Origin of the sequence: Microcoleus sp. S1D4, assembly GCF_036700765.1 — a bacterium.
In the GTDB taxonomy this organism is placed as follows: domain Bacteria; phylum Cyanobacteriota; class Cyanobacteriia; order Cyanobacteriales; family Microcoleaceae; genus Microcoleus.
The window spans coordinates 1-22,051 of sequence record NZ_JAUBPP010000011.1 but is presented as its reverse complement, the minus strand read 5'-3'; the positions used below and the strand labels follow the sequence as shown (position 1 = coordinate 22,051).

Below are 22,051 nucleotides of genomic sequence, written 5' to 3'. Positions count from 1 at the left end.
AATTGAGAGCTTGTGTAACGCCAAAGGCATAAACCTTTACAGGCACTTTATCCTTAATTCCTAGTTTACAGCCGCGATCTGGTCGATCTGAGCTCACTGCTCGAAAAAACCTTCAAATTGCCAATCGCGCAACGAGTGCAAGTCGGGATGGCAGGTGAGATTGTATTGCAGCGGAGTCACGGTTATTCTATTGTTGCGGATAGCTTGTACGTCTGTAGGAATAGCATGAGCCACCGACGGATCGGCGGTTTCTTCTACATCTTCTAACAATTCCCCAGCCAGCCAATAATAAGTTTTGCCGCGCGGATCTGTGCGCTTTTGAAATATGTCGAAATAGCGCCGAATGCCTTGACGGGCGATCGCCACTCCGGTAATTTCTGCTTGTGTCACCGCTGGTATGTTGACATTCAACAGCGTCGGTTTAGCCATTGGCTGTTTTTCCAACTGTCCCAGCAAGGTGACAGCAAAATCCACCGCCGGCCCAAATTCCTGCGAAGTATAGCTAGCGAGGCTGAAAGCAATGCTGGGAATGCCTTCCATGATTCCTTCCATTGCTGCCGAAACCGTGCCAGAACAGATGATGTCCGTACCTAAATTCGGCCCGTGGTTGATCCCGGAAAGCACAAAATCCGGCGGTTTGTCAAGTAAAGCCCACAAACCTAATTTCACGCAGTCGGCGGGAGTGCCCGAACAAGCCCAAGCTTTGATGGCGGGGTCAAAAACAGATTCGATAATTTCGGCGCGGATGGGTTGGTGCATGGTTAGGCCGTGCCCTGTAGCGGAGCGCTCTCTGTCGGGACAAACTACGCTCACGTCGTGGCCTGCGGTGGCGAGAGCGTTGGCGAGGCTGCGGATGCCTAGGGCAAAGATGCCGTCGTCGTTGCTAATTAAAAGTTTCATTGAAATTTTTTGACAGGCCTGAGAATAATCTTAAACTAGATTCAACTAGGGCGATCGCTCGACTTTGAAACCTCAATTCTGCCGACAATGGTTTAACCGGACTCAAACAAAAACAGAGACGAAAAAGTATTCAAATCCTTCTGATTCACCTGGAAGCAACCACCAGCGCTGGCGAGCTCGCCAGCGCTGGTGGTTGCAGGTAAACAGTCCGGTTTTTGCCGCCCTTGCCAAACGGATACCGAGGGTGTAAGGAGATATAGCTGGTCTCACTCTCGATGAGGTATCGATCGATCGCTCAATTCCTCAATTCCTCAATCCCCGAATCCCTCAATCTAAAATCTAAAATCGACTGACTTCTCACCTTTTTGAGAAAGGCTATAGCCTTTCGAGATCTCCTATGAGATACTATCCGGGATAGGGCATAGGGCATGGGGCATAGGGCATGGGGCATAGGGCATAGGGCATAGGGCTATCCTCACCACGCTTGAGAAAGGCTATATGCAAGACTACCCGCTGACCTACAAAATCTGCTTAAATTCCCAGAATGTACTGGCTGTATTTTTTGGGCAAAACTTTCTGCAAGATGTAAATAATCGCCAAACAAGCCAACAACGTCCCGGTAACTAAAAAGCCGAGCTTCAGCAGCGGATGTACGGGTTCAATAAATTTATAAAACACTAACAACACATATTGCACGACTGTCGAATCTAGCAGATATATAGGGAATGAATAAGCAGCTAATATTTTGACTGACCCAGATACTTTATCGGGAAATGCGAGCCTTTTAGAAAATGCCAGGACTGACAAGACGAATAAAATTGCGTATGCTTGAGCAGGTATTTTAAAAAACGATCGCAGAAACCATTCCTCCGCATTAACTTCGCCGAGCAGGTAATATTCCCAAATGCTTGCTAGATAAAATAGGATAGTTGCTCCTAAAAGTTGCATTTTTCTGCGTTCTAGAACGGGTTTGATTTTGTCATAGGTTGCGCCCAAAAATAGACCTGCAGAAAATGGCAAAATCCAACTAAAAATCCAGCGCTCCATCAAAGGTAGAGGTATTGATATGTATTTGAAAACTGCCAGGTAAAAAAACATGGTAAAAATTGTTTGAATTGTTAAACCCAAGATTAAAACTTTTCGGGGTTCTAAAACTCTTAATTTCACTCGCAGCCACCACCAACCGTAGCATTGAAAATTACAACGATGAAATAATAGGGAGGCATTACTGAACCTGTCAAGATATCTCTGAACAATCACAGTAAATCAATTTTTGGGAGCGATCCCCAACTATTTAAGATGTACAAAGCTACTGACCAAAACAGATAGGGAGGTATAATTTTTGACAGTCTTTTTTTGAATATCTGTGCGGGATTATTTTGATTGTCGGTTTTGTTGGTGAGGAAAAAACCGCTCAGCAGTAAAAATGCAGGTACGCAGAACAGTTGCAATGTGTCGATCGCGATAAACAGTATTCGGTCATCGCGAAATGCCGAGAATCCAGCATGAATAATCACAACACCGACGATCGCTAAAGCTCGGATCAAATCAAATTCAGCGAACCGATTAGCAGCTTTCTGCATGGTAAAAAGTAGATGCCAAAAATTAGGGTCAAATCAGCAATTGTATGCCTCACGGACTTTCACCCTAGCAGAAAATATTATTTTTGCTCCTATTTTCACAAAACTTATACCAATTCAAAAAAATCTTGCTACAATCCTCAATCTGATACCAATGATTAAATTTTTCACATTCACAAAGTGGGGAGTCGGACACTCGACGGTGCCGTTTCTCTAGAACTCGATCGCCCAATTTTGCGCCAAGTCTGCCGGAAAGGGCAATAGCGTTGTTCTACCACTGGGACGATCGCCTACAAATTCAGAAAATTACCCCTAAGTCGCCGTTTCGTCAAAAGCAGTTAGCTAACCGTTGTTGTGATGGATGTGCGACGCAGAAACATTATCCAACTGATCGCGCCCGTTGCGGATCACGCGCAGCATATCGCTGAGCTTGTGCTCGATATTATCTAGCACTTGGTCAGCATAATCGTCGGCGCCGTTTTGAATTTCCTCGCATTCAGCCATCGCCCTAACTCTCATTTCTTCCAGTTCCTCTTGAGCCTGGTAGCGAATTTGTTCGACTTCCGCCAGCGTCGCCTGCTGAATTGCCTCGCAGTCGAGCAAAACTTGCTGTCGCAACTGATCTGCTTCGATCTTCGCCTGCTGGATCAGGCCCATATCGTTTAAAAGTTCTGCGGCTCGCTGTTCTGCTGCTTCTATCACTTCCTGAGCGTAGATTTGGGCTTCTTCGAGCAGTTCGTCCTTGTGCCGAATGATTATCTCGGCTTCCCCAAAGGCGAGCGGCAAATTTAGCCTCACCAAGTCTAACTGATCGAGCAACTGCTCTTCATCCACCAGAGTGCGTCTGGTCAGAGGAATGCGCGGACTGTCGAGAACAATTTCCTCAAGCCGGTTCAATTCCCGCTGGATGTCTACTCCTGGGGTTCGGGTGGGTTCTCCGAAAGCGGCTGTGTTCTGAGGTGATTCATTCTCAGCGCTGCCGGCGGTAATATCGGGTTCGATGCGATTTGGTTCCTGCTGGCGTAACATTTGTAAATATCTAGGGCGACGTGTTTCGGAACAAGATGATCTACGGAGCCACCAAACTTGGCGATTTCTTTAACTACACTACTACTTAAAAAGCTGTACTCGTTAGAAGTTGCCAAAAAAACTGTTTCAATTTCGCCCAGAAGGGTTTTATTGGTGTGGGCCATCTGGAGTTCCATTTCAAAATCTGTTAATACCCGGAGCCCCCGCAGCAGCACTTTGGCTTGTCGAATCTTAGCATAGTTTACTGTCAAACCCTCAAAACTGTCTACTTCTACGTTTGACAAGTGTTGGGTACAGCACCGGATCTGCTCGATCCGCTGCTCTACGGTGAACAGAGGGGTTTTGCTGGGGTTTTTGACTACGGTAACAATTACCCGATCGAACAATTTGCAGCCCCGCTCGATAATGTCTGCGTGACCGAAGGTAATGGGGTCAAAACTGCCTGGATAGATTGCAATCACGAGTTGGGTCCAACGGAGAGAGGGGGTGAAGGGGAGAGGGGGAGAGTGGGAGAGCGGGAGAGGGGGAGAGGGGGAGAGTGGGAGAGGGGGAGAGTGGGGGAGCGGGAGAGCGGGAGAGTGGGAGAGCGGGGAATTACGAAAATCTTCCTTGATTTTCCCGACAACTGTCAACTGTCAACTGACAACTGACAACTGTCAACTGTCAACTGTCAACTGACAACTGACTTCTACTTTTTCAACGAATGAGCTTTGTAAAAAGTTTCGAGGCTTGGCCTGTCGCCCACAAACCGCCAGTGCCAAGGTTCATAACTGACGCCTTGGCGGTTGTTTTTGGGGAAAGACATTTCAAAGCTGAAGGCGGGAGCGTTGGCTTCTAGCCATTTGAATGCTTGGGTATTGTCAAAGCTTTGACTGAGGTTAGTTTCGGGGGCGGAGCCGTCGCCAATGTCGATCGCGTAACCGGTGTGATGTTCGCTATATCCAGGAGGGGCGCTGACTTCGGCTCGCTTGGTGGCGTTTTGCCTGCGTTCGGCTTTCACGTCAAAAAATACGTGTTGTTGGTCTTCTACGGAGCGAAAGCCGGATATGGGGGCGAAATAGATCCCTGATGCTGCGGCGGAGTTGGCCATTTCCTGATATTTGGCTGCTGCGGCTTTGCGGAGTTTGATGCCACCGTCGGAGGTGACATTTACCAAGTCTGCGGCTGGTGCTTCTGGGTAAGGCAAGTGTCCCAGCAGGTTGTCTGGGGTTGCGGGTTTTGAGCTAGTAGTTGGACTCGCGACAGATCCCGAAGGCGAACTCGCGGCTGCTGGGTTTTTTTGACTTTGCTCTGCCTGACTGGTGGCTGGGAAAAAGTTAAAGTTGAGGTGCAGCCAAATGCTGACCCCACAGGCTAATGCCGCCAACCCTAGCAGTTTCCAAATCAGCCCTTTTTTCTTGGACTGGCTCGATCCTGCTTCTGGGTATGGGTGGTCTCGCACTGCTTCTGGAATTTCGTCGGCGACAAGCTCCGAGGCTTGCGGGGGTTTTCTTGACAGACTAGCGTTATCCAAGCCAGCTCCACTCCTGCACTTCAATAAGGCTCAACGTTACAAATTGTAGACCGATACGGGCGATCGCACAGCTACAATTGCCGCTGAGTACATATCATCTCTTCCAGACTTCGCCATTTCTCCTCCGCCAACTCTCAAATATGTTTTAGTTGGGCTCCGATGCCGCCGGTTTTGGTCTAACTGGTTGGTACTGGTTTATTTTAAGTGTCATTTGCTACTTTTGGGCAAAATTTCACAATTGTGCGATCGGCACATCAAACGTCCGCGCCAATTTTAGCAGAGCACGAATTTGTCAGCCATTGCCTTAGCGGGCGATCGGGCATAATTTTTCAGCGTGCTGTAGCGATCGCCCGATCGAGTGGTAATCTCTGTCAGAGTCCAACCCTTGTCGGCCGCTAGCTCTGGAAACAGAGTATATTTGAGACTTTTTGAATATAGTTTGTTTAGCAAACCCCTTAACTAATTTTATTCGTGAGTAGATCCGTCTGGCATAATTGCACCAGTGAGCGTAGCATCTTGAAAGTCCGCTCCCCCTATTTTTGCATTTGTTAAGTTAGCGCCCGATAAGTCTGCATAGCGTAATTTTGCCGCGCGGAGGTCTGCTGAAATTAGGTCAGCACCACCCAGCTTTGCACTGTTTAATTCAGCTTGTCGCAAATCAGCTTCAGTTAAGTCGGCTGTCGTTAGATCGGCACTAACTAATCTTGCATCATTCAAGTTTACCTGCTTCAAATTAGCTCGACTAAAATTACAGTTGTCTAGCCTTGCTCCCTGAAGCTTTGCCCCACTCAAATTCGCATCTCTAAAATCGGAATCATTCAATTGCGCTAAACTTAAATTAGCTCCTTGTAAATCTGCTCCTTTTAAGTTAACACCGCTCAAATCCTTACCAGTTAGATCGACATTTGGCAGCGATACATAAGGAGCAATTGAGTAAGCGCCAGCTTTCACAGGATCGAAATCAGTAGGAAATAAAGTTGCTTCATTATAAATCGCTCCTTCAAGCTGAATACCCTTGAGATTTGCTCGATCGAGGTTGGCTTCTAAAAGGTTAGAATTACTCAGATTTGCATTTGTCAAATCAGCATTGTTTAAGTCTATTTTTCTTAAGTATAGCCCGCTTAAGTTAGCTTGACTGAGGTTTGCAGTTGTGAATTTTGTTTGTTGACTGAGTTTAGCACCGCTGAGGTTGGCACCGTTCAAATCGGCTTCACTAAAATTTGCATTTTCTAGTTTTGCTCCTCTTAAACTCGCCTTACTCAATTTGGTTTTTTCTAGTTTAGCCGATTGTAAATTAGCCTGAACAAGGTTAGCTCTTGATAAATTAGCCTGATAAAGATTGGCTGCATATAAATTAGTCTGAGAAAGATTGGCATTGATTAAATTTGCCCGATCGAAGTTGGTACTGGATAAATCCGCCTGCTCAATGTTGGCATCAACTAAGTTTGCCCGCTCCAGATTGGCACTGGATAAATTTGCCTTAGAAAGATTGACACCGCATAATTTAGATTCGCTAAAATTTGTGCTACAGAAAAGTCCATTCCTCATATCTGCTCCGTTTAAAATTGCCCCGCTGAGGTTGAGCCTCTGCCAATTAACACCCCTTAAATTAGCTTGTTTTAAATTAGCTTTGCTCAGGTTGACATCAGAAGCTAGGTTTTTATCGGTTAGATTAGCATCGGCTAAATTAATCCCCGTAAAATCTCTTTTTCCCTCACTGTAACGCTCCACAAACTCCTCAACACTAACAACAGGTTCCAGACATTCCTCAGACTCATCCTCCACATCCTCACAGCTATCCTCTAAAGCAATATCTTCAGCATCCGCCAATCCTTCCAAATAATCCGCTCTATCCAAGTAATCCGAACTCGCTACAAACCGCCTTTCTATCTCCTCCTCATTTAATACTTCGCTGCTATCAAATCGCTCAATTAATTGCTTGACAATTTGGCAGTCATTCGTGCGAATTCCCACTTCTTTTTCGGCACTTTGGTCGCTGTTAGTCAGCAAATTATGACTGCCCAACATGGCAAAACTAGAATCACAGACTAAAAAGTTTTCGTGAGTACCAAATAAATAAAGACAAAATAGATCGGGAAATTCGCTTTCTAATTCTTGCAAATCTGCTAAAGCATTGTAGCGCCATCCTTTGCCGATTTTTTGCCTGTCTCCCAGATAACCCCAGCCAATATCTATCAAACATCCTCGGTTCAAACATTCTCTAATTTTTTGCAGCAATTCATCATTAATGCTGTTACAATTAAGCCAAGGGCAAACAATAATCAGCCGCTCTTGTGCTACTGATAGAGCCTCCACCAACACAGCGCGACTGTTGGGACGATCGCATACTAACTGATACTGAAAGTCTGACTTTGGCTTTTCTGTGTCGGTGTCAAGTTCGATCGGCTGCTCTGAAATGACAGACATATCGCTATTTCCCAAACCACACGGCTGTTGCAGGGACGCAATTTCAGCAGTCAAACTTTCTAGCATTTGCGGTTCGGGGCGATCGTTAAATCGCTGTTTCTGTGCCTCTAACTGCCTCTTAAGTTTGGCTAAATATTTTTTCAGAATAACTTGCTCTTCTTCAAGCTGCAATACTCTCGCGGCTATAGATCCTAAATCTAGTTCGGTTTCTGACATAGTGTTCCCCTGAAATCAAAAAAAACTTTAAAAATCACGTTTGGGAATTTAGCGCCCGTTCAAATATTACCAACTTCTGCTAACTCAGCACCACCAACAGCATCTTCCTCTTCCCCTTTCTCCCCTTCATCAACCGCAACCGTTAACTGCAATCCCAAAGCCTTCAGCCAATGGGCTAAAGCATAAATTGTCGCGCTTCCTTCTCGCCACAACAAACTATCTAACTTTTCCAAATGCAAATTAGCATCCTCTGCAGACATCTTTGGTTCGCCCAAAGCCTCAAATACATCTCGCAGTGCTTTTCGCATTATTCCCATCTCTAAATCACCTTCTTCCTCTTCTCCAAATATTAGAGAAAGGTAAGCAGCAGAATAGTTTGGATTTCTGAGATTGGAAATTTTAAAAGAATGATAGCTATCACTAGCCGGCATTTTAGTGTCTTTCATAATCTCTCCAATATTCCTTAGCTTTGCTAATGTCTTCGTCTTGAATGCTTTTATCCCCACCGCACAGCAAAAGCACGATCGCAGATCCCACTTGTCAAAAGTAGATTCGGTAGCCTGCGCCATAGTCGATTTTAAGTTCGCAAACTCCTTCCCCAACTGAACGACTGTCTCCCAAATTGCCACTGCTAAACCGCTCCAGCCTCTTGTCAATCCAGATTTTAGCGTTAACATCTCGCAGGGAGCCAAACCATTCGGCAAACGGAACTGTGCCATTTTGTCTAATATAACGCTTAATATCTCTGGGTTGCACTTCCATAATCTCAAGTTTTGCCGATCGCCCTAACTCACAATAAAAAACCAAACATTACCAAATTCACTTTTCTCTATACCTCTTGCAACAATCACAAATTATCTGAAATTATCTGTATCTATCAATGTTGCATCTGGCTTGAATATGCGGTTTAGATATCGATGACGTGACTTATGTAGTGCAAGTCTTTTTTTCCGAATTTTAGGGTAAGAGAGGCAGAACCTCCCGCTCTGCATTATCAGCCAGAGCATAATAACGAGAAAAAAATCACATTTATTTTGTACTTTTTATATGAATTAATAAGGTCATAAATACAATTTTGCGTTGTATATTGACTGAATAAAAATTTGCTTAAAAGGTATAATTTATAGTTTAAAATTTACATTGATTAGCAATTAGGGTATGTGACAATGTAGGGTAAATAATGTAGATTTTAAGTATGTTAAAATTGCGGAATATGAGTTATGATAGAAAGTTTGGCTGCAGCGCGCGGCTTAGTTGCCGGCGCAGCGTTTCTTTCGAGGAAAGCAAGATGCGCCTCGCTTTGACTCATTATTTTTTATGGTTTCTTTCGATGCGAAGTAAAAATAAACTTTTTTATTACGGATTTACTGTTTCTGCATTTGTTTGTTTATTTGTTTTTTTAGGCATGAGTGTCTTTTCTTTCGCGAGTTCGGCTCAAACCGAAAACAAATTTCTCTCCGCGCGGGAAAGCGATCCGATCGCAATGGGCTGGATGCAAGGTTTCCCAGCGCCCAAAGACAAGCAGTTGAAATTCGCCGACGGCTCGTTTTTCCAGTTTCCCGCCCTGCGCTGGAGCGTCGCGCACATGAACGAGTTCATGCCCGCCGTCAACGTTTCACGCGGACTGGGCGCGCCAGATCCGCTGCCTTACCGTCTCGATCCACGAATTGACTCGATCGCATTCCGCCCGCTGAATGCCACTAAAGACATGACATGGGAAGAATCGCTGTGGCAAAACTACACAGACGGCATTCTGGTTTTGCACCGAGGCTCGATCGTTTATGAAAAATACTTTGGTGCGCTGGCGGCCGACAACAAACACGCCGCGATGTCGGTGACGAAATCTCTCACCGGCACCTTGGGCGCAGTTTTGGTCGCCGAAGGCAAGCTGGACGAAAACAAGCGGGTAGCCGAATACATTCCCGAACTCAAAGACTCCGCCTTTGGCGACCAAAACTGCGCCAAGTGCTGGACATGACGACTGCGCTGCAATTCAGCGAAGAATACGCTAACCCCAAAGCCGAAATCTGGGAGTATTCCGGCGCCGGCAACCCGTTACCCAAACCCCAAGATTACAGCGGGCCCGTGGGCTACTACGCCGCGCTAAAAACGGTGAAAAAGGCCGGCATCCACGGCGAAGCTTTCGGCTATAAAACCCCCAACGCTGACTTCGCGGGCTGGCTGGTTGCCCGCGCCAGCGGCAAGTCGGTGGACGAACTTCTGGCCGATCGCGTGTGGAGCAAAATCGGCATGGAACAGGACGGCTACTATTCGGTGGACGAACTGGGTACTCCCTTCGCTGGTGGCGGCTACAACGCCGGTTTGCGCGATATGGCACGCTTTGGCGAGTTGATTCGCAACCAAGGCCGCTGGAAAGGCACGCAGGTTTTGCCCGCCCGCGCGATCGAAGATATCGCCGGCGGCGGCAGCAAAGCCGCTTTCGCCAAATCCGACCATCCCGAATTACCAGGCTGGTCTTATCGGGATATGTGGTGGAATACCGGAAACGCCCACGGCGCTTTTGCGGCGCGTGGCGTGCACGGACAAACGATTTATATTGACCCCGCAGCCGAAATGGTCATCGTGCGTTTCGCCTCCCATCCCATCGCTGGAAACAGCGCTAACGATTCGACTTCACTACCAGCTTACGAAGCTGTCGCCCGGTATTTGATCGGAGGAAATTAAGTTTATGCAGCCTACAACTCTTTTCGATTTGAGCGGCAAAGTCGCCATCGTCACCGGCGGCGGCAACGGCATCGGTGCAGCCTGTTGCCGGATGCTGGCTGATTTCGGTGCCACCGTGGTTATTGCCGATTTGAAAGTAGCGGACGCCCAAAAGGTTGCCGATGAGATTGGTGCCGGTGGCGGCAAAGCTTTGGCTGTGGAGTGCAACGTGCTCCGTGACGAAGATTTAATTGGTCTGGTGGAACGCACCATCGCCGAGTGTGGAAGCATTCATGTTCTGGTCAATAACGCTGGCGGCGGCGGTGCCGGCAAAGAAAGTCCGTTCGAGATTTCGCAGCAGCAGTTCGAGCGCCCCTTTCAACTCAATGTTTTCAGCGCGTGGCGACTGTCGCAACTCTGCGCGCCGCACATGAAAAAAGCGGGCTACGGTTCGATCGTCAATATGTCGTCGATGAGTTCCATCAACAAAAGCCCCGCCATCAGCGCCTACGCTGCTTCCAAAGCCGCCATCAATCACATGACGGCAAACCTGGCCTTCGACTACGGCCCGGTAATTCGCGTCAATGCCGTGGGCCCTGGAGCTGTCAGAACGGCCGCCTTGGCTTCGGTTCTGACTCCAGAGGTCGAAAAGCGAATGCTTGCCCATACTCCGCTTGAACGCTTGGGCGAGCCTGAAGACATCGCCGGAGCCGTTCTCTACTTTGCAGCCCCTGTATCTCAGTGGGTCAGCGGACAGGTGCTGTTCGTCAACGGCGGTGGCGTGCAGACGCTGGATTAAGCCTGTGCTCGCAACACTTCTCGGACACTGTACGGCTGGGATTTTATTTCGAGGCAAGTCGGTAAATGCTCGATCGATCGGCTTGCCAGCTCTTTGGTTGCGTCTTCAGGGGCGATCGCCCCTACTGGTGTTTATTATAAAAAAGATCCCTAATAATGCTGGCGTCTGTAGGTCAGGCAAAATGTCAATTCGGCAGCGCCCGATCGCCCCTTGACTCAATGCGCTACAATTATTAAGAAATCTTTAGTTAAATCCGTTTAACGTCTCGGACGCATTATGAGTCTTCCCATTCGCAACGTCGCCATCATTGCTCACGTCGATCACGGCAAAACCACCCTTGTAGACGCTCTCCTCAGACAGTCCGGGATCTTCCGCGAAGGGGAAGAAATCCCAGATTGCGTCATGGACTCCAACGACATCGAGCGCGAACGCGGCATTACCATCCTTTCCAAAAACACCTCCGTCAGGTACGGAGAAACCCTGATCAACATCGTCGATACCCCCGGACACGCGGACTTCGGCGGCGAAGTCGAACGAGTTCTCGGCATGGTTGACGGCTGTTTGCTGATCGTAGATGCCAACGAAGGCCCGATGCCGCAAACCCGGTTCGTACTCAAAAAAGCCCTAGAAAAAGGACTGCGCCCGATCGTATTTGTCAACAAGATCGATCGCGAGCGAGCCGACCCCCACAAAGCCGTCGATAAAGTTTTGGATCTGTTCCTCGAACTAGGTGCTGACGACGATCAGTGCGAATTTCCCTATCTCTTCGGTTCCGGCTTAAGCGGTTACGCCAAAAAACACCTCGAAGACGAAGGGGTAGATATGAAGCCCCTGTTTGAAGAAATCCTCGACCACGTACCACCCCCCGTAGGCGACCCCAACAAGCCACTACAACTGCAAGTAACCACCTTAGATTACTCAGAATACGTCGGTCGCATCGTCATCGGTCGCATCCACAACGGCACGATTAGAATTGGTCAACAAGCAGTCTTAATCACAGAAAGCGGCGCGCTTGTCAAATCAAAAATTACCAAATTGATGGGCTTTGAAGGCCTGAAGCGGATTGATATCCCAGAATCTTCTGCTGGTAATCTTGTCGCCGTTGCTGGTTTTGCTGATGCGTATATTGGCGAGACAATTACCTGCCCCAACGACCCGCAAGCGCTACCTTTAATCAAAGTAGACGAACCAACTTTGCAGATGACTTTCTCGGTGAACGATTCGCCGTTCTGCGGTCAAGAAGGTAGTTTGGTAACATCGCGACAAATTCGCGATCGGCTAATGCGAGAACTCCAAACCAACGTCGCCCTGCGCGTCGAAGAAACCGAATCTCCCGACAAATTCCTCGTATCCGGCCGTGGCGAACTCCACCTCGGAATCCTAATCGAAAATATGCGTCGCGAAGGATACGAATTCCAAGTATCCCAGCCCCAAGTAATCTTCCGCGAAGTCGGCGGTCGTCCCTGCGAACCTTTTGAATGTTTGGTGTTAGACGTACCCGAAGAAGCAGTCGGCGGCTGCATCGAACGCCTCGGTCAGCGGAAAGCAGAAATGCAAGATATGCACGTCAGCAGCACCGGTCGCACCCAAATCGAATTTTCAGTCCCCGCTCGCGGTTTGATTGGATTCCGAGGCGAGTTCATGCGCTTGACTCGCGGCGCTGGAATTATGAACCACAGCTTCCTCGACTATCGCCCCCTCGGTGGAGAAATTATCGCCCGTCGCAACGGAGTATTAATTTCCTTTGAAGAAGGAACTGCAACTACTTATTCACTGAAAAATGCTGAAGACCGTGGCGTATTTTTCATTACCCCTGGAACCAAGGTTTACAGAGGGATGATTATCGGAGAAAACAACCGAGATGAAGATATGGAGCTCAATATCTGCAAGTCGAAGCAGTTGACAAACCACCGCGCATCTGGCGGTGAAGAATTGGCGCAATTGCAAGCACCAGTCGATATGAGTTTGGAGCGCGCTTTGGAATACATCGGTCAGGATGAATTGGTGGAAGTAACACCGAAATCAATTCGCTTGCGGAAGCTGTCCAAGAAGTTGGTCAAACGCTAAAACAAATTAAGGGCTGGTAATTTTGCCAGCCCTTATTGTCAACTTCAAACTACTGTATTTAAAGACAATATTAATAATTGTAAACAACCGAGTAATTAGGAGAACCATCTAAATTTGATAAGCAATTAAGCAGATGGAACCATGAAAACCCCCGTTGAACTTAACTAATAATTGGTTAAATAATCCTTTCGGTGAACCATTTCAAGACATAAAAATAACTAATTGACTTTGCTTTGCAAGTACAAAGTCTTGTAGGAGAACGGATGTATTTCTCATTCACTCTTAAAGGGCTCATTATCCTAACGTTTATCAATAAAATTTATGCTGAAGAGAATTTATGTAAATAATTTTAGGTGCCTGGTTAATTTTGAATTGACAGTAGATAGCTTAAATCTCTTTCTGGGTTCAAATGGATCGGGCAAAACTACCGTTTTCGAGGTTTTAAGAAAACTACAGAAATTTATTTTAGGCGAGCAAGCTTTACAGCGAGAGTATAGGGTATCAGATTTGTTTGCACGCAAGGACTTAACTAGATGGCAAAAATCCGGCATTCAAAATTTTGAATTAGATATTCAAGGAAATGGTGGCATTTATAAATACACCCTAGAAATACAACATCAAGGAGAGTTTAAACCGCCTAGAATGCGTCTGGAAAGCTTGAATTTTGATGGACAATCTCTGTTTGATTTCTGGGTAGATGCAGAAGATAAAAGTAAGTCTTTAGGCCAAGCTAGACTATATAATGACGATCCAAATCGTGAAAGTGTTTACTTACCGTTTTTTGATGGGTCGCGTTCTGGCATTGGTTTTATTTACGAGAGACATGACAATCAAATGCTTACATGGTTCAAAAAACGGATTTCTAACTTTTTTATTGTACAGATCAATCCTTATATAATGGAATCAGAAAGCCTTAAGGAGGCAAGTTCACCTAACTGGGATATGTCAAATTATGCAGCTTGGTACAGCTATTTATCTCAAGAATCTCAAGGTAAAATCATTAAATTAACGCTGGAATTACAAAAGATTATCCCAGGATTTGATTCATTTCAAAATTCTAAATCCGGTGATGTTAGGATTTTGTCAGCATCTTTTACCCGTCCCAGCAAGGCTGCTTATAGGCTTAATGAATTATCGCACGGTCAAAAAGCTTTAATTGCTCTATACACCTTAATATATTGTTCTCCTGATGATAATTTTACTTTGTGTATTGATGAACCAGAAAATTTCCTGGCTTTACCGGAAATAAAACCTTGGTGGGGTAGGGTGATGGACTATTGTCTGGAAAATCAAGCACAAGTAATGTTAATTTCTCATCACCCCTCATTAATTAATTACTTAGCAAGCAATTCAGGTTATTGGTTTGAACGAAGAGATAATGAAGCTGTCCGCGTGCGGCGAATTACTGATACAGAAGAAGAAGGTTTATCAGTTGCTAAGCTTATAGAACTTGGATGGATTTATGACGACGAGTAGAGATGATTTACCAGAAGTAACTATTCTCTGTGAAGATATTGACCAAGAGCGATTTATCAGACAATATCTGATCTGCCGGGGCTTGGACGATCGCAAAATTAAAGACTTTGGCAATCCTAAAGGGAAAACAATTAAAAATAACAATGCTTTGATACTAAAGCATTATCCAGAGCTGATTAAAAGTTATAGAAGCCGTAAGTACAGAAATATTGCTGTAGTAGTAATGATTGATGCTGATGAAGATAGCTTGGACGATCGAATGCGTTCTTTAAATATAGCATTAGACGAAACAGCAGGTAATTTAAACAAAGATCCGCGACTGCCTAATGAGAAAGTTGCTATTTTTGTGCCCGCCCGAAATATTGAAACGTGGTTTTATTACATTAATAACAATATGGAAGGGCAAGAATGTAATGAAAATACTGATTATAAAGATAACAAAATGAGTGCAAAAGAGAGGATTGAACTAGCTGAAAGGGCGGCCAAAAAGTTGGCTAGAGAAATATGTCCTCAGGGAGTCGATCGCATTACTTTGCCTTCTCTCCGTTATGCGTGTACGGAGTTGCAACGGCTACAGTTGTAAAGAATGAGTTAGTTGATGTGACATGATGTTCTGTTATATCCCCGATTTCTTAAAGCCATCGAGTATCTGGGTTTTCTGTTTTGTTTAAGTTGTTCTACTTAGTTAATGATATAATATCAAACTTTCCTTTTTATAGAAAATGTTGCACCTAGTGACCCTAATGTACGATCGCGCGATCGACTAACCGCCACAATATGTTTTAATTTATATTTGAGCAAAATCCAAACAAAGCCAGCCATGAGTCCTAAATCAATAGCAGTAATCAACTTCAAAGGCGGTGTCGGAAAGACTACCGTCACTTGGAGTCTGGGAAATATTATATCCCAAGGAACCGACTTAGAAGTCTTGATGTTAGACTTAGATCCACAAATGTCGCTCACAGAGGCGATCGGGCTTAACGAAAATACAGGTCATTTAGATGATAAGTTTGGTAAGTGGTACGAAAAATCTCTGAAGCACAGACTCACAATTTACGACGCCCTCGAAGTCTTTAAAAAAGCCGGACAAAACTTTAAATTTCCAGTTGGTTTCGACACGATTTATCAGATTGACGAACAATTACATTTTATCCCTTCAGTTGAAGAACTGTATTGGTTGGATTTGGATGGATTTGAGGGAAAAAGTGTTAAAGACTTCATCCGCCAATTCAGCGGCAAAATCGCCAACTCTCCCAATCTCCCCAAATACGACTTGATGCTTTTTGACTGTTCGCCTTCTTTCAGTCTCCTCACCTATAGCGTACTCTCTTGCTGCGACTTAATATTAATTCCCGTCAATCCAGATTATTTTGGTTCTAGGGGATTGAGTTTAGTTTTAAACTCGCTCCAGAAACGGATTGAACCTTATCCGTTTCCCAAGATAGCAGTGTTTATGAATAAAGCTAAAACCTATGGAGGATTGCTGACAAATGAAGTTCAGTTTTATATGAGAGAAGTTAAAAGACTTTGCGCTGACATATCAAAAGACAATAACATAGAAGTGAGATTTTTGGAATCGACGATTCGGGAAAGCGTCGGGTTGAAACGGGCGATTAATGAGGGAGAACTGCCGCGAGAATTAGTTAGAGAGTTTGAGCAACTGTGGCGCGAGTGTGAGGCGTATCTGAAATGATTAAAAAAGAAATATTTGGTGCTAATGAGCAAGAAAGCGAGGGGTTAATTGATGAAATTGGCGAACTTAAGGAAATCTTGCGGGAGGTTTCCAAAAAATTAACCAGGATTGAGGCTCAAGTTAAGCGGGGCGTGCTTTCTGCTGGGTCTAAAAATTCGCAATTATCTACGGCTGCTGATGTGAATAAGCCTGCTAATTTATCGGCAGGAAATGTTTTAGAAGTTTATGAAGAACTGCGTTTGCAAGCTAAGAAGGGTCATGAATTAGAGGTGAGGCAAAAATTGTCGGCGATGAGTGCAACTGACTTGAATTTGATGTGTTGCGAGTTGGGGATGCCACCGAGTAGCAAGAATCCATCTCGAAAAAAAATGTTTGAGCTAATTATTGGTAGAATTAAACAGAGTTTGATGCTGTCGCGACATATCGATCGACAAACGCTTTAAAAATTAGTATCTGAATCAAAAAAATGGGTTTTAATTTGCCTTTCTAACTGGGATCTGGAATAGCATACACAATAAAAACGGCTCGTAGTGCGGACTGAATTCCGCTTTTATGCTGCTGCTTCAAGCCCGCACTAGGAACCTGGCTTAATGATTGTAATTGTTCGACTGGAGATGATATTAGAGCGTTTCCGATATAACGTTGCTCAAATTGGAGCCGATGCAATAATCTTTTTCTCCTTTAATTGGTCGTGAACTTCCAACTCATGTCCCTCAAGTTCCAAGTGTTTTTCATCCTGCACTTGTTTGTCAATTTTGGGCAACTTTAAAATCGCCCCCGCCAAAACCCAGTAATACACTGACACTGGATCTACATCCAGCGGATAGTATTGAGGATTGATCGTAATAAATCCCACAAAAACCCAAAAACTAGCTCCGTAACTCCGCAAATTTTTGTCTTTCACAGCACGGTAAGCTCGAAAAGTTAGAAAAGCTAAGTGTAAAAGCATGATTTGAAAAGCAATCATTCCCGGATAACCTAGTTCGTACATCAATTTAGGTTGGAAAGTCTCAATTAGCTGCGTGAAACCAAAGATCCGCGTTGAATTAGTAGCTCGTCCCAAACCTCTACCGAGAGGTTTGTCAATGATAAAATTGTGGCTCTGCTCGAACTGATTAAACAGAAATTGCTGCGGCGGTGCAGCATTCCAGCGGTCAACAAAACTCTCCCACCGCTGTTCGACAACTCCCGGATTAGTTGCTGCACCGAAAAACAGCAGAATTGCCAATCCTGCACCGATGGGAATAAATCGTTTGAAATTAACAAATTGACCCGTGAGAACGAGCAGGATAGCGGTGGTAACTGGAACCATAACTAAAGCTGCTCTTTGACCAGAAATAACTGCATTAGTAAATACTAATGCCATGCCAAATAAACCGATAACTCGCCACCAGAATGAAGGATCGCAAAAGGCTGAAGCAAAGGTTAAAAAAGCATTAGAAATTAAAAACCAAGCCCACTGCCAAGGGGCTACAAAAGTTCCCGGTAAGCGGATAAACTTGACTTCGGGACTGAATACCAGAGAACCTCCGACAAAACATCTAGCTTGCAGCGTGGCTTTATATAATTCTTCTCCGGTCATTCCTCTGGTGCCGGCGCACTTGCCACTTTGCAGCAACAGGTATTGAATCAAACCGAGAAGACAGCAGGCGATCGCCAAAACTACGTGCATTCTACCAAAAAATACCAAATCCTTTTTAGTGCGGATCAGATAATAGGTACAAGCAATCAGCGGTATGTAACCTATCAATACTTTTAAGCCGAGAATTGCTTGCAGAATGGGTTTGTCGCCCTTCATCGGGTTGAGCTGCATTTCCCCGTTGACAAAAATTAAAGTCAGCATTGCCATCATCAACAGGATGCTGAAGGTTGAAAGCATTTCTTTCGGAATAAACAGGGGTAACTGTTTCTTTTTGCAGCTTTGAATGAGGCCGATGAGAGCGGGTATGTAGAAAGCATCTTTGGCTACTTGAAATGCAGCATTCCCGCCGCCAATTGCGTAAGTAATTGTACCGCTAAAAGGGAGGTAAATTAGAAAACTCCACAAAGCTTGACGGGGGTATTTGTAGGAAAACTGCAAAATGGCTACAGCAACGCCTCCTGCAATCGCAATCTTAGGGCGCGCTACGAATAACAGGGGGATGCTGACAGCAGCGCTGACCAGGCAGCAAATGACGATCGCCTGTACTAATTCATTGCGCTTTTTTGAAGTTTTGCGTTTTTGTGCGGCTACTTCTTTTTTGCTGAGTGCTGTTGTTTTTTCGCTGTGCTTGTGTTTGGATTTTTTGGATTTGCGCTTGGTTTTCAACATAACTTCTAGAAGGGATTTATGTAGAAGGCTGAAGGCACTCTGATGTAATTAAAGTCGGCGACCCTCTCACAAGAGCCGCCGCTCTCCAAAACCGTGCGTGAAAATTTCTCTTCACACGGCTCCTCAATGACTCGGTGATTGTCACTCATACCGCGTTACCAACATATCCTCTTTCCAGAACCATTCTGTGTGTGAGGGTGGCTTAGGTTTAGCACTTTTACAGCTAGATTTTGTACCCAGACTGCCATCTGTTGCAGTCTTTGTATCGTGGCAATGTCTGTGAAGTAAGTCCCAGTTGTCATAAGAATCCTTTCCACCTTTTGATTTAGGAATTCTGTGGTCAACTTCCATGACATCTTCGTCTCGAAAATGTAATCCGCAGTGAGAACATTTACCCTTTTGAATCTTAAGAAGTGTGGCCACTCTTTTGGGACTTTCAGGGTGTTTTCCCATTCTTGTACTCCAATACACCAGGTTTCCGTCGTATGGTGACGATTCGCCTTTAACTTTGGCATGGTCTATGATTTTTATTTGACCATGTTTACGTAACCGGAGAGGGTTAATCCCTTCTTCCCTGGTTGCGAATACCCAGTGATCATTGCCTATGGTTTGCCAGTATTTATTTGACACCCATGTTTTCGATTTTTTCGGATGGCGATGATTTGCCCAAGCTCTGAGTTTTTGATACACCAAGGAGTCTAATTTATAGAAGACTTTACTACTTGGAACCGTTCGGTAATAGTGAGCCCACCCTATGATTAGAGGATTCAACCTCTTAATTAAATGTGATTGAGACTTAACTGTGTGGATGTCTATTATTCTTGCGATTTCTTTGAGGTGTATTTTAACTTTTGCTGAGCTTGGGGTGATGATTGTGCTGAAACCCAGTAGTTCACCTTGGGGATTTTTCCCGCTAGTGTATTTGCCAGAGGGATATTGCCTGACTTTAAACCCCAGGAAATCAAATCCTGGAGACTGCCATTCATGGCTGCTCATTGTGTGAGCTATCCTTGTTTTACTAATTTTTAGCTCCAAACCCATGCCTTTTAACCATTCAGAGATAATCTCTTTACACTTTTGAACAACAGTTAAGTCTTCGTGGAGAATTACGAAGTCATCGGCGTATCTTATTAAGGATATGCTTTTACATTTCTGTTGCCAGCTTATTTGCCCTTTTCCTTTTGGCTTTTTGATGTCCAAGGTTTTGGCAAATTCCTTAATTCGATGTTCCATCCCGTGGAGAGCTATATTAGCCAGTAGTGGAGAAATGACTCCACCCTGTGGCGTACCCTCAAGTGTTGGAAACAACTGCTGTCCGTCCATCACCCCTGCTCGGAGCCATGCCCTGATTTGGCGGCACAAAAGCGGGAATGTATTTAATTTTTTAAGCAGCGCTTCATGGTCGATTTTGTCGAAGCATTTGGCGATGTCGGCATCTAGCACATATTTGTGCTTATACCTAATCGCATTAAATATTGCCCCGATAGCATCTTGGCACGAGCGTCCAGGTCTGAACCCGTATTGGTTCGGTTCAAAACGCGCTTCCCATTCTGGTTAAGCGTGCCAGTTTAACAAGCGCCTGCAATGCCCGGTCTTTCATTGTCGGGATTCCTAAAGGTCGCTTCTCTTCTGTACCAGGCTTGGGAATCCATACTCGCCTGGTCGGGCTGACCTTTGTACTCAGGTTTATATTACCTATTAGGTCAAGGCGTTGCTTTGGGGTTAGTGATTTGACACCATCCACACCTGCCGTCTTTTTTCCTTTGTTATCCTGAGTAACCCTACGAACCGCTAAGCATTTTGCAGCCCAGGATTTCATCAATAACTTTTGGAGTCTACGAAGTGCCTTCATATCACCACGATTGGCGGCTTGATAGATTCTTTTCTGCAACTTGAACACGACTTTTTCCAGCTTTCGCCAGGGAGTCTTGTTCCATTCATACATCGGTTTTACCGTGCTCATGACTTTTACATTGCTACTGGAGACTCTATCTTCCCAGACACCGTGGGTCTGTCTGCATATCTCCCTCGTTACAGCGGAGCTTTCGCTTTTGACCCAATCTCTCCTTGCCGTTGCATACGGTTAGCACCTACTCTGAAAATCGACTTTTTCAGAGAGCAAACGGTAGGTTATTTCGTTCCTGTTCGTCTTTGTTTAGAGTTTTTAGGGTGGTACTTTCCACCGGGTTTATTACAGAGTGCTTGGTTGGTCAAGCCAGTAATTGCCAACCCTGTGGTAAATTGAGGGTGAAGTCCCTTTATTACCAATCCTTGCCCTTTTGGGACTCAAGCGCGTATCAACCTGTTTCGCTGGTTTTCTCTCACGATGGTTCGGATGTACCTTTGCTTTCGCTACCCATAAACTCCTGCTCGGCGGGATTCTAGAATAAGTTTTCCAGTTGCCGCCTTTTCACCCCGCTTTACGGATTGATAGCTAGTCGCTACCGTAGGGGTGATGCTTTCACCGCAACACCAGCGGGATGGGACTTGAACAGTGTTCTCACCCACAAGACGAACAAGTTGTCATCTAACAAGGGATTAAAGTGCGAACTCAATCCATATTGGATTACCTTGTTAGAGCCTGAATTCCCCCCATTTCTTGGTTTTTTCAGAACGAAACGCACACTGGAGCGGGATGTGTAGCATTTCTCATAAAGATGAGGTGCCGCTGGGCATAGGGCATACCTCACCACGCTTGACAACGGCTATAGAACGTAGAATTAATAGAATCAAAAATATTTTGGTAAGTGTGGTTATTTATTCTTAAAGCCGATCGCGCGCCAAAAGATCGATCGCGATTGTGCGCGTGACTGGGGCGGGCTTAACTGACACTCGCGACCTTGTAAAATATGACTGCTGCATCATCTATAGGGTATCGCGTGAGAACCCCGGTCAATAAGCCGGGGATGAAACGCAGTTGTAGCCTTTAGGCTGCGAGTGTTGCAAATTATTTATTTCTCTGTTCTTCGATATATTTTCTCACAGTTTCGGTTGAAACGTTGCCAACACTACCGACAAAATAAGTGGGAGTCCACAAAGTAGGCAATTTCAACAATTCAGGAAACTCTTTCCTCAAGTAACTCGAAGCCCTGCCTTTGACTCTCTGCATGACAAAGCTAGCAGAATCAGTCGGCTTAACGTTAACCAATAAATGTACGCGACCTGGCATAATCTCCAAAGCAATAATCTTCCATCTGTTTTCAGTCACTACCTCAAAAATAATTTCTTGCAGCCGTTCCGCGATTTTGCCTACCAGGACGGCTTGACGGCGTTTCGGGATAAAAACAAAGTGCATATTGATCAATACTTCGGACAGTTTTTAAGCAGCAAGAGTACCATAGGATAGGACTGACGAGAGGTTAGGGTGATTTAAAAT

The 22,051-nt window shown here is 45.2% G+C and carries 23 protein-coding genes and 1 pseudogene; 9 read left to right on the top strand and 15 right to left on the bottom strand.

Going from position 1 to position 22,051, the window contains the following annotated elements; genetic code table 11:
- Positions 1-93: 93 nt before the first annotated feature.
- The 11 genes and pseudogenes from surE to QT998_RS13385 all read right to left on the bottom strand — a co-directional run bounded on the left by surE (position 94) and on the right by QT998_RS13385 (position 8,427).
- Positions 94-900, bottom strand: a complete 807-nt coding sequence (gene surE / locus QT998_RS13435) for a 5'/3'-nucleotidase SurE (RefSeq protein WP_333090739.1) — start codon at positions 898-900, stop codon at positions 94-96.
- 102 nt (positions 901-1,002) lie between these two features.
- Positions 1,003-1,170 carry a hypothetical protein gene (locus tag QT998_RS13430; protein ID WP_333090741.1) on the bottom strand — a complete coding sequence of 56 codons (168 nt, stop codon included), beginning with the start codon at positions 1,168-1,170 and terminating at the stop codon, positions 1,003-1,005.
- 261 nt (positions 1,171-1,431) lie between these two features.
- Positions 1,432-2,067, bottom strand: coding sequence for an acyltransferase family protein (locus QT998_RS13425; RefSeq protein ID WP_333114983.1), 636 nt, complete (start codon positions 2,065-2,067; stop codon positions 1,432-1,434).
- An 89-nt stretch (positions 2,068-2,156) separates the two neighbouring features.
- On the bottom strand, positions 2,157-2,483 hold the full coding sequence (locus QT998_RS13420) for an acyltransferase (RefSeq protein WP_333114985.1): 327 nt from the start codon (positions 2,481-2,483) through the stop codon (positions 2,157-2,159).
- Between the two features lie 339 nt (positions 2,484-2,822).
- The gene (locus QT998_RS13415; RefSeq protein WP_333093437.1) at positions 2,823-3,509 is read right to left on the bottom strand and encodes a DivIVA domain-containing protein; all 687 of its coding nucleotides are present in this window, start codon (positions 3,507-3,509) and stop codon (positions 2,823-2,825) included.
- Positions 3,392-3,970 carry a pantetheine-phosphate adenylyltransferase gene (gene coaD, locus QT998_RS13410; protein WP_194012120.1) on the bottom strand — a complete coding sequence of 193 codons (579 nt, stop codon included), beginning with the start codon at positions 3,968-3,970 and terminating at the stop codon, positions 3,392-3,394. The genes QT998_RS13415 and coaD overlap by 118 nt, the downstream gene beginning before the upstream one ends.
- Positions 3,971-4,197: 227 nt before the next feature.
- A complete protein-coding gene (locus QT998_RS13405) occupies positions 4,198-5,022 on the bottom strand; it encodes a M15 family metallopeptidase (protein ID WP_333093436.1) in 825 nt (274 codons plus the stop codon).
- A gap of 273 nt (positions 5,023-5,295) precedes the next feature.
- Positions 5,296-5,472 (bottom strand): hypothetical protein, encoded by a 177-nt coding sequence (locus QT998_RS13400; protein ID WP_442921968.1) that lies wholly within the window; start codon positions 5,470-5,472, stop codon positions 5,296-5,298.
- 15 nt (positions 5,473-5,487) lie between these two features.
- Positions 5,488-7,665, bottom strand: a complete 2,178-nt coding sequence (locus tag QT998_RS13395) for a pentapeptide repeat-containing protein (RefSeq protein WP_333114987.1) — start codon at positions 7,663-7,665, stop codon at positions 5,488-5,490.
- Positions 7,666-7,724: 59 nt separating this feature from the next.
- Entirely contained in the window at positions 7,725-8,111 is a 387-nt protein-coding gene (locus tag QT998_RS13390; RefSeq protein WP_333114989.1) for a helix-turn-helix domain-containing transcriptional regulator, read from the bottom strand.
- Positions 8,098-8,427 (bottom strand): annotated as a pseudogene (locus QT998_RS13385) (type II toxin-antitoxin system RelE/ParE family toxin). The gene QT998_RS13390 and the pseudogene QT998_RS13385 overlap by 14 nt, the downstream one beginning before the upstream one ends.
- A gap of 643 nt (positions 8,428-9,070) precedes the next feature.
- Between QT998_RS13385 and QT998_RS13380 the strand changes: the two are divergent.
- The 9 genes from QT998_RS13380 (at position 9,071) to QT998_RS13340 (ending at position 16,807) form a co-directional block, all read left to right on the top strand.
- Positions 9,071-9,643, top strand: a complete 573-nt coding sequence (locus tag QT998_RS13380) for a serine hydrolase domain-containing protein (RefSeq protein WP_333114991.1) — start codon at positions 9,071-9,073, stop codon at positions 9,641-9,643.
- Positions 9,640-10,350, top strand: a complete 711-nt coding sequence (locus tag QT998_RS13375; protein ID WP_333114993.1) for a serine hydrolase domain-containing protein — start codon at positions 9,640-9,642, stop codon at positions 10,348-10,350. Before QT998_RS13380 ends, QT998_RS13375 begins: the two co-directional genes overlap by 4 nt.
- 4 nt (positions 10,351-10,354) lie before the next feature.
- Positions 10,355-11,128, top strand: a complete 774-nt coding sequence (locus QT998_RS13370; protein WP_333114995.1) for a glucose 1-dehydrogenase — start codon at positions 10,355-10,357, stop codon at positions 11,126-11,128.
- Positions 11,129-11,132: 4 nt separating this feature from the next.
- On the top strand, positions 11,133-11,342 hold the full coding sequence (locus tag QT998_RS13365; protein WP_333093431.1) for a hypothetical protein: 210 nt from the start codon (positions 11,133-11,135) through the stop codon (positions 11,340-11,342).
- Positions 11,343-11,404: 62 nt separating this feature from the next.
- A complete protein-coding gene (gene typA, locus QT998_RS13360; RefSeq protein WP_333114997.1) occupies positions 11,405-13,195 on the top strand; it encodes a translational GTPase TypA in 1,791 nt (596 codons plus the stop codon).
- Between the two features lie 321 nt (positions 13,196-13,516).
- Positions 13,517-14,671, top strand: a complete 1,155-nt coding sequence (locus QT998_RS13355; RefSeq protein WP_333115000.1) for an AAA family ATPase — start codon at positions 13,517-13,519, stop codon at positions 14,669-14,671.
- On the top strand, positions 14,658-15,254 hold the full coding sequence (locus QT998_RS13350) for a hypothetical protein (RefSeq protein ID WP_333115002.1): 597 nt from the start codon (positions 14,658-14,660) through the stop codon (positions 15,252-15,254). Before QT998_RS13355 ends, QT998_RS13350 begins: the two co-directional genes overlap by 14 nt.
- A 237-nt stretch (positions 15,255-15,491) precedes the next feature.
- Positions 15,492-16,364 carry a ParA family protein gene (locus QT998_RS13345; protein WP_333115004.1) on the top strand — a complete coding sequence of 291 codons (873 nt, stop codon included), beginning with the start codon at positions 15,492-15,494 and terminating at the stop codon, positions 16,362-16,364.
- Positions 16,361-16,807, top strand: a complete 447-nt coding sequence (locus tag QT998_RS13340) for a hypothetical protein (protein ID WP_333093424.1) — start codon at positions 16,361-16,363, stop codon at positions 16,805-16,807. The genes QT998_RS13345 and QT998_RS13340 overlap by 4 nt, the downstream gene beginning before the upstream one ends.
- A 203-nt stretch (positions 16,808-17,010) precedes the next feature.
- Here QT998_RS13340 and hpsL read toward each other — a convergent pair whose 3' ends face one another.
- The 4 genes from hpsL to tnpA all read right to left on the bottom strand — a co-directional run bounded on the left by hpsL (position 17,011) and on the right by tnpA (position 21,970).
- Positions 17,011-18,675, bottom strand: coding sequence for a hormogonium polysaccharide biosynthesis protein HpsL (gene hpsL / locus QT998_RS13335; protein WP_333115006.1), 1,665 nt, complete (start codon positions 18,673-18,675; stop codon positions 17,011-17,013).
- A 141-nt stretch (positions 18,676-18,816) separates the two neighbouring features.
- The gene (locus QT998_RS13330) at positions 18,817-20,160 is read right to left on the bottom strand and encodes a group II intron reverse transcriptase (RefSeq protein WP_442921592.1); all 1,344 of its coding nucleotides are present in this window, start codon (positions 20,158-20,160) and stop codon (positions 18,817-18,819) included.
- Positions 20,161-20,206: 46 nt separating this feature from the next.
- Positions 20,207-20,638, bottom strand: coding sequence for a reverse transcriptase N-terminal domain-containing protein (locus tag QT998_RS27495; protein WP_442921590.1), 432 nt, complete (start codon positions 20,636-20,638; stop codon positions 20,207-20,209).
- Positions 20,639-21,622: 984 nt separating this feature from the next.
- A complete protein-coding gene (gene tnpA / locus QT998_RS13325; protein WP_333093421.1) occupies positions 21,623-21,970 on the bottom strand; it encodes an IS200/IS605 family transposase in 348 nt (115 codons plus the stop codon).
- Between the last annotated feature and the right edge of the window lie 81 nt (positions 21,971-22,051).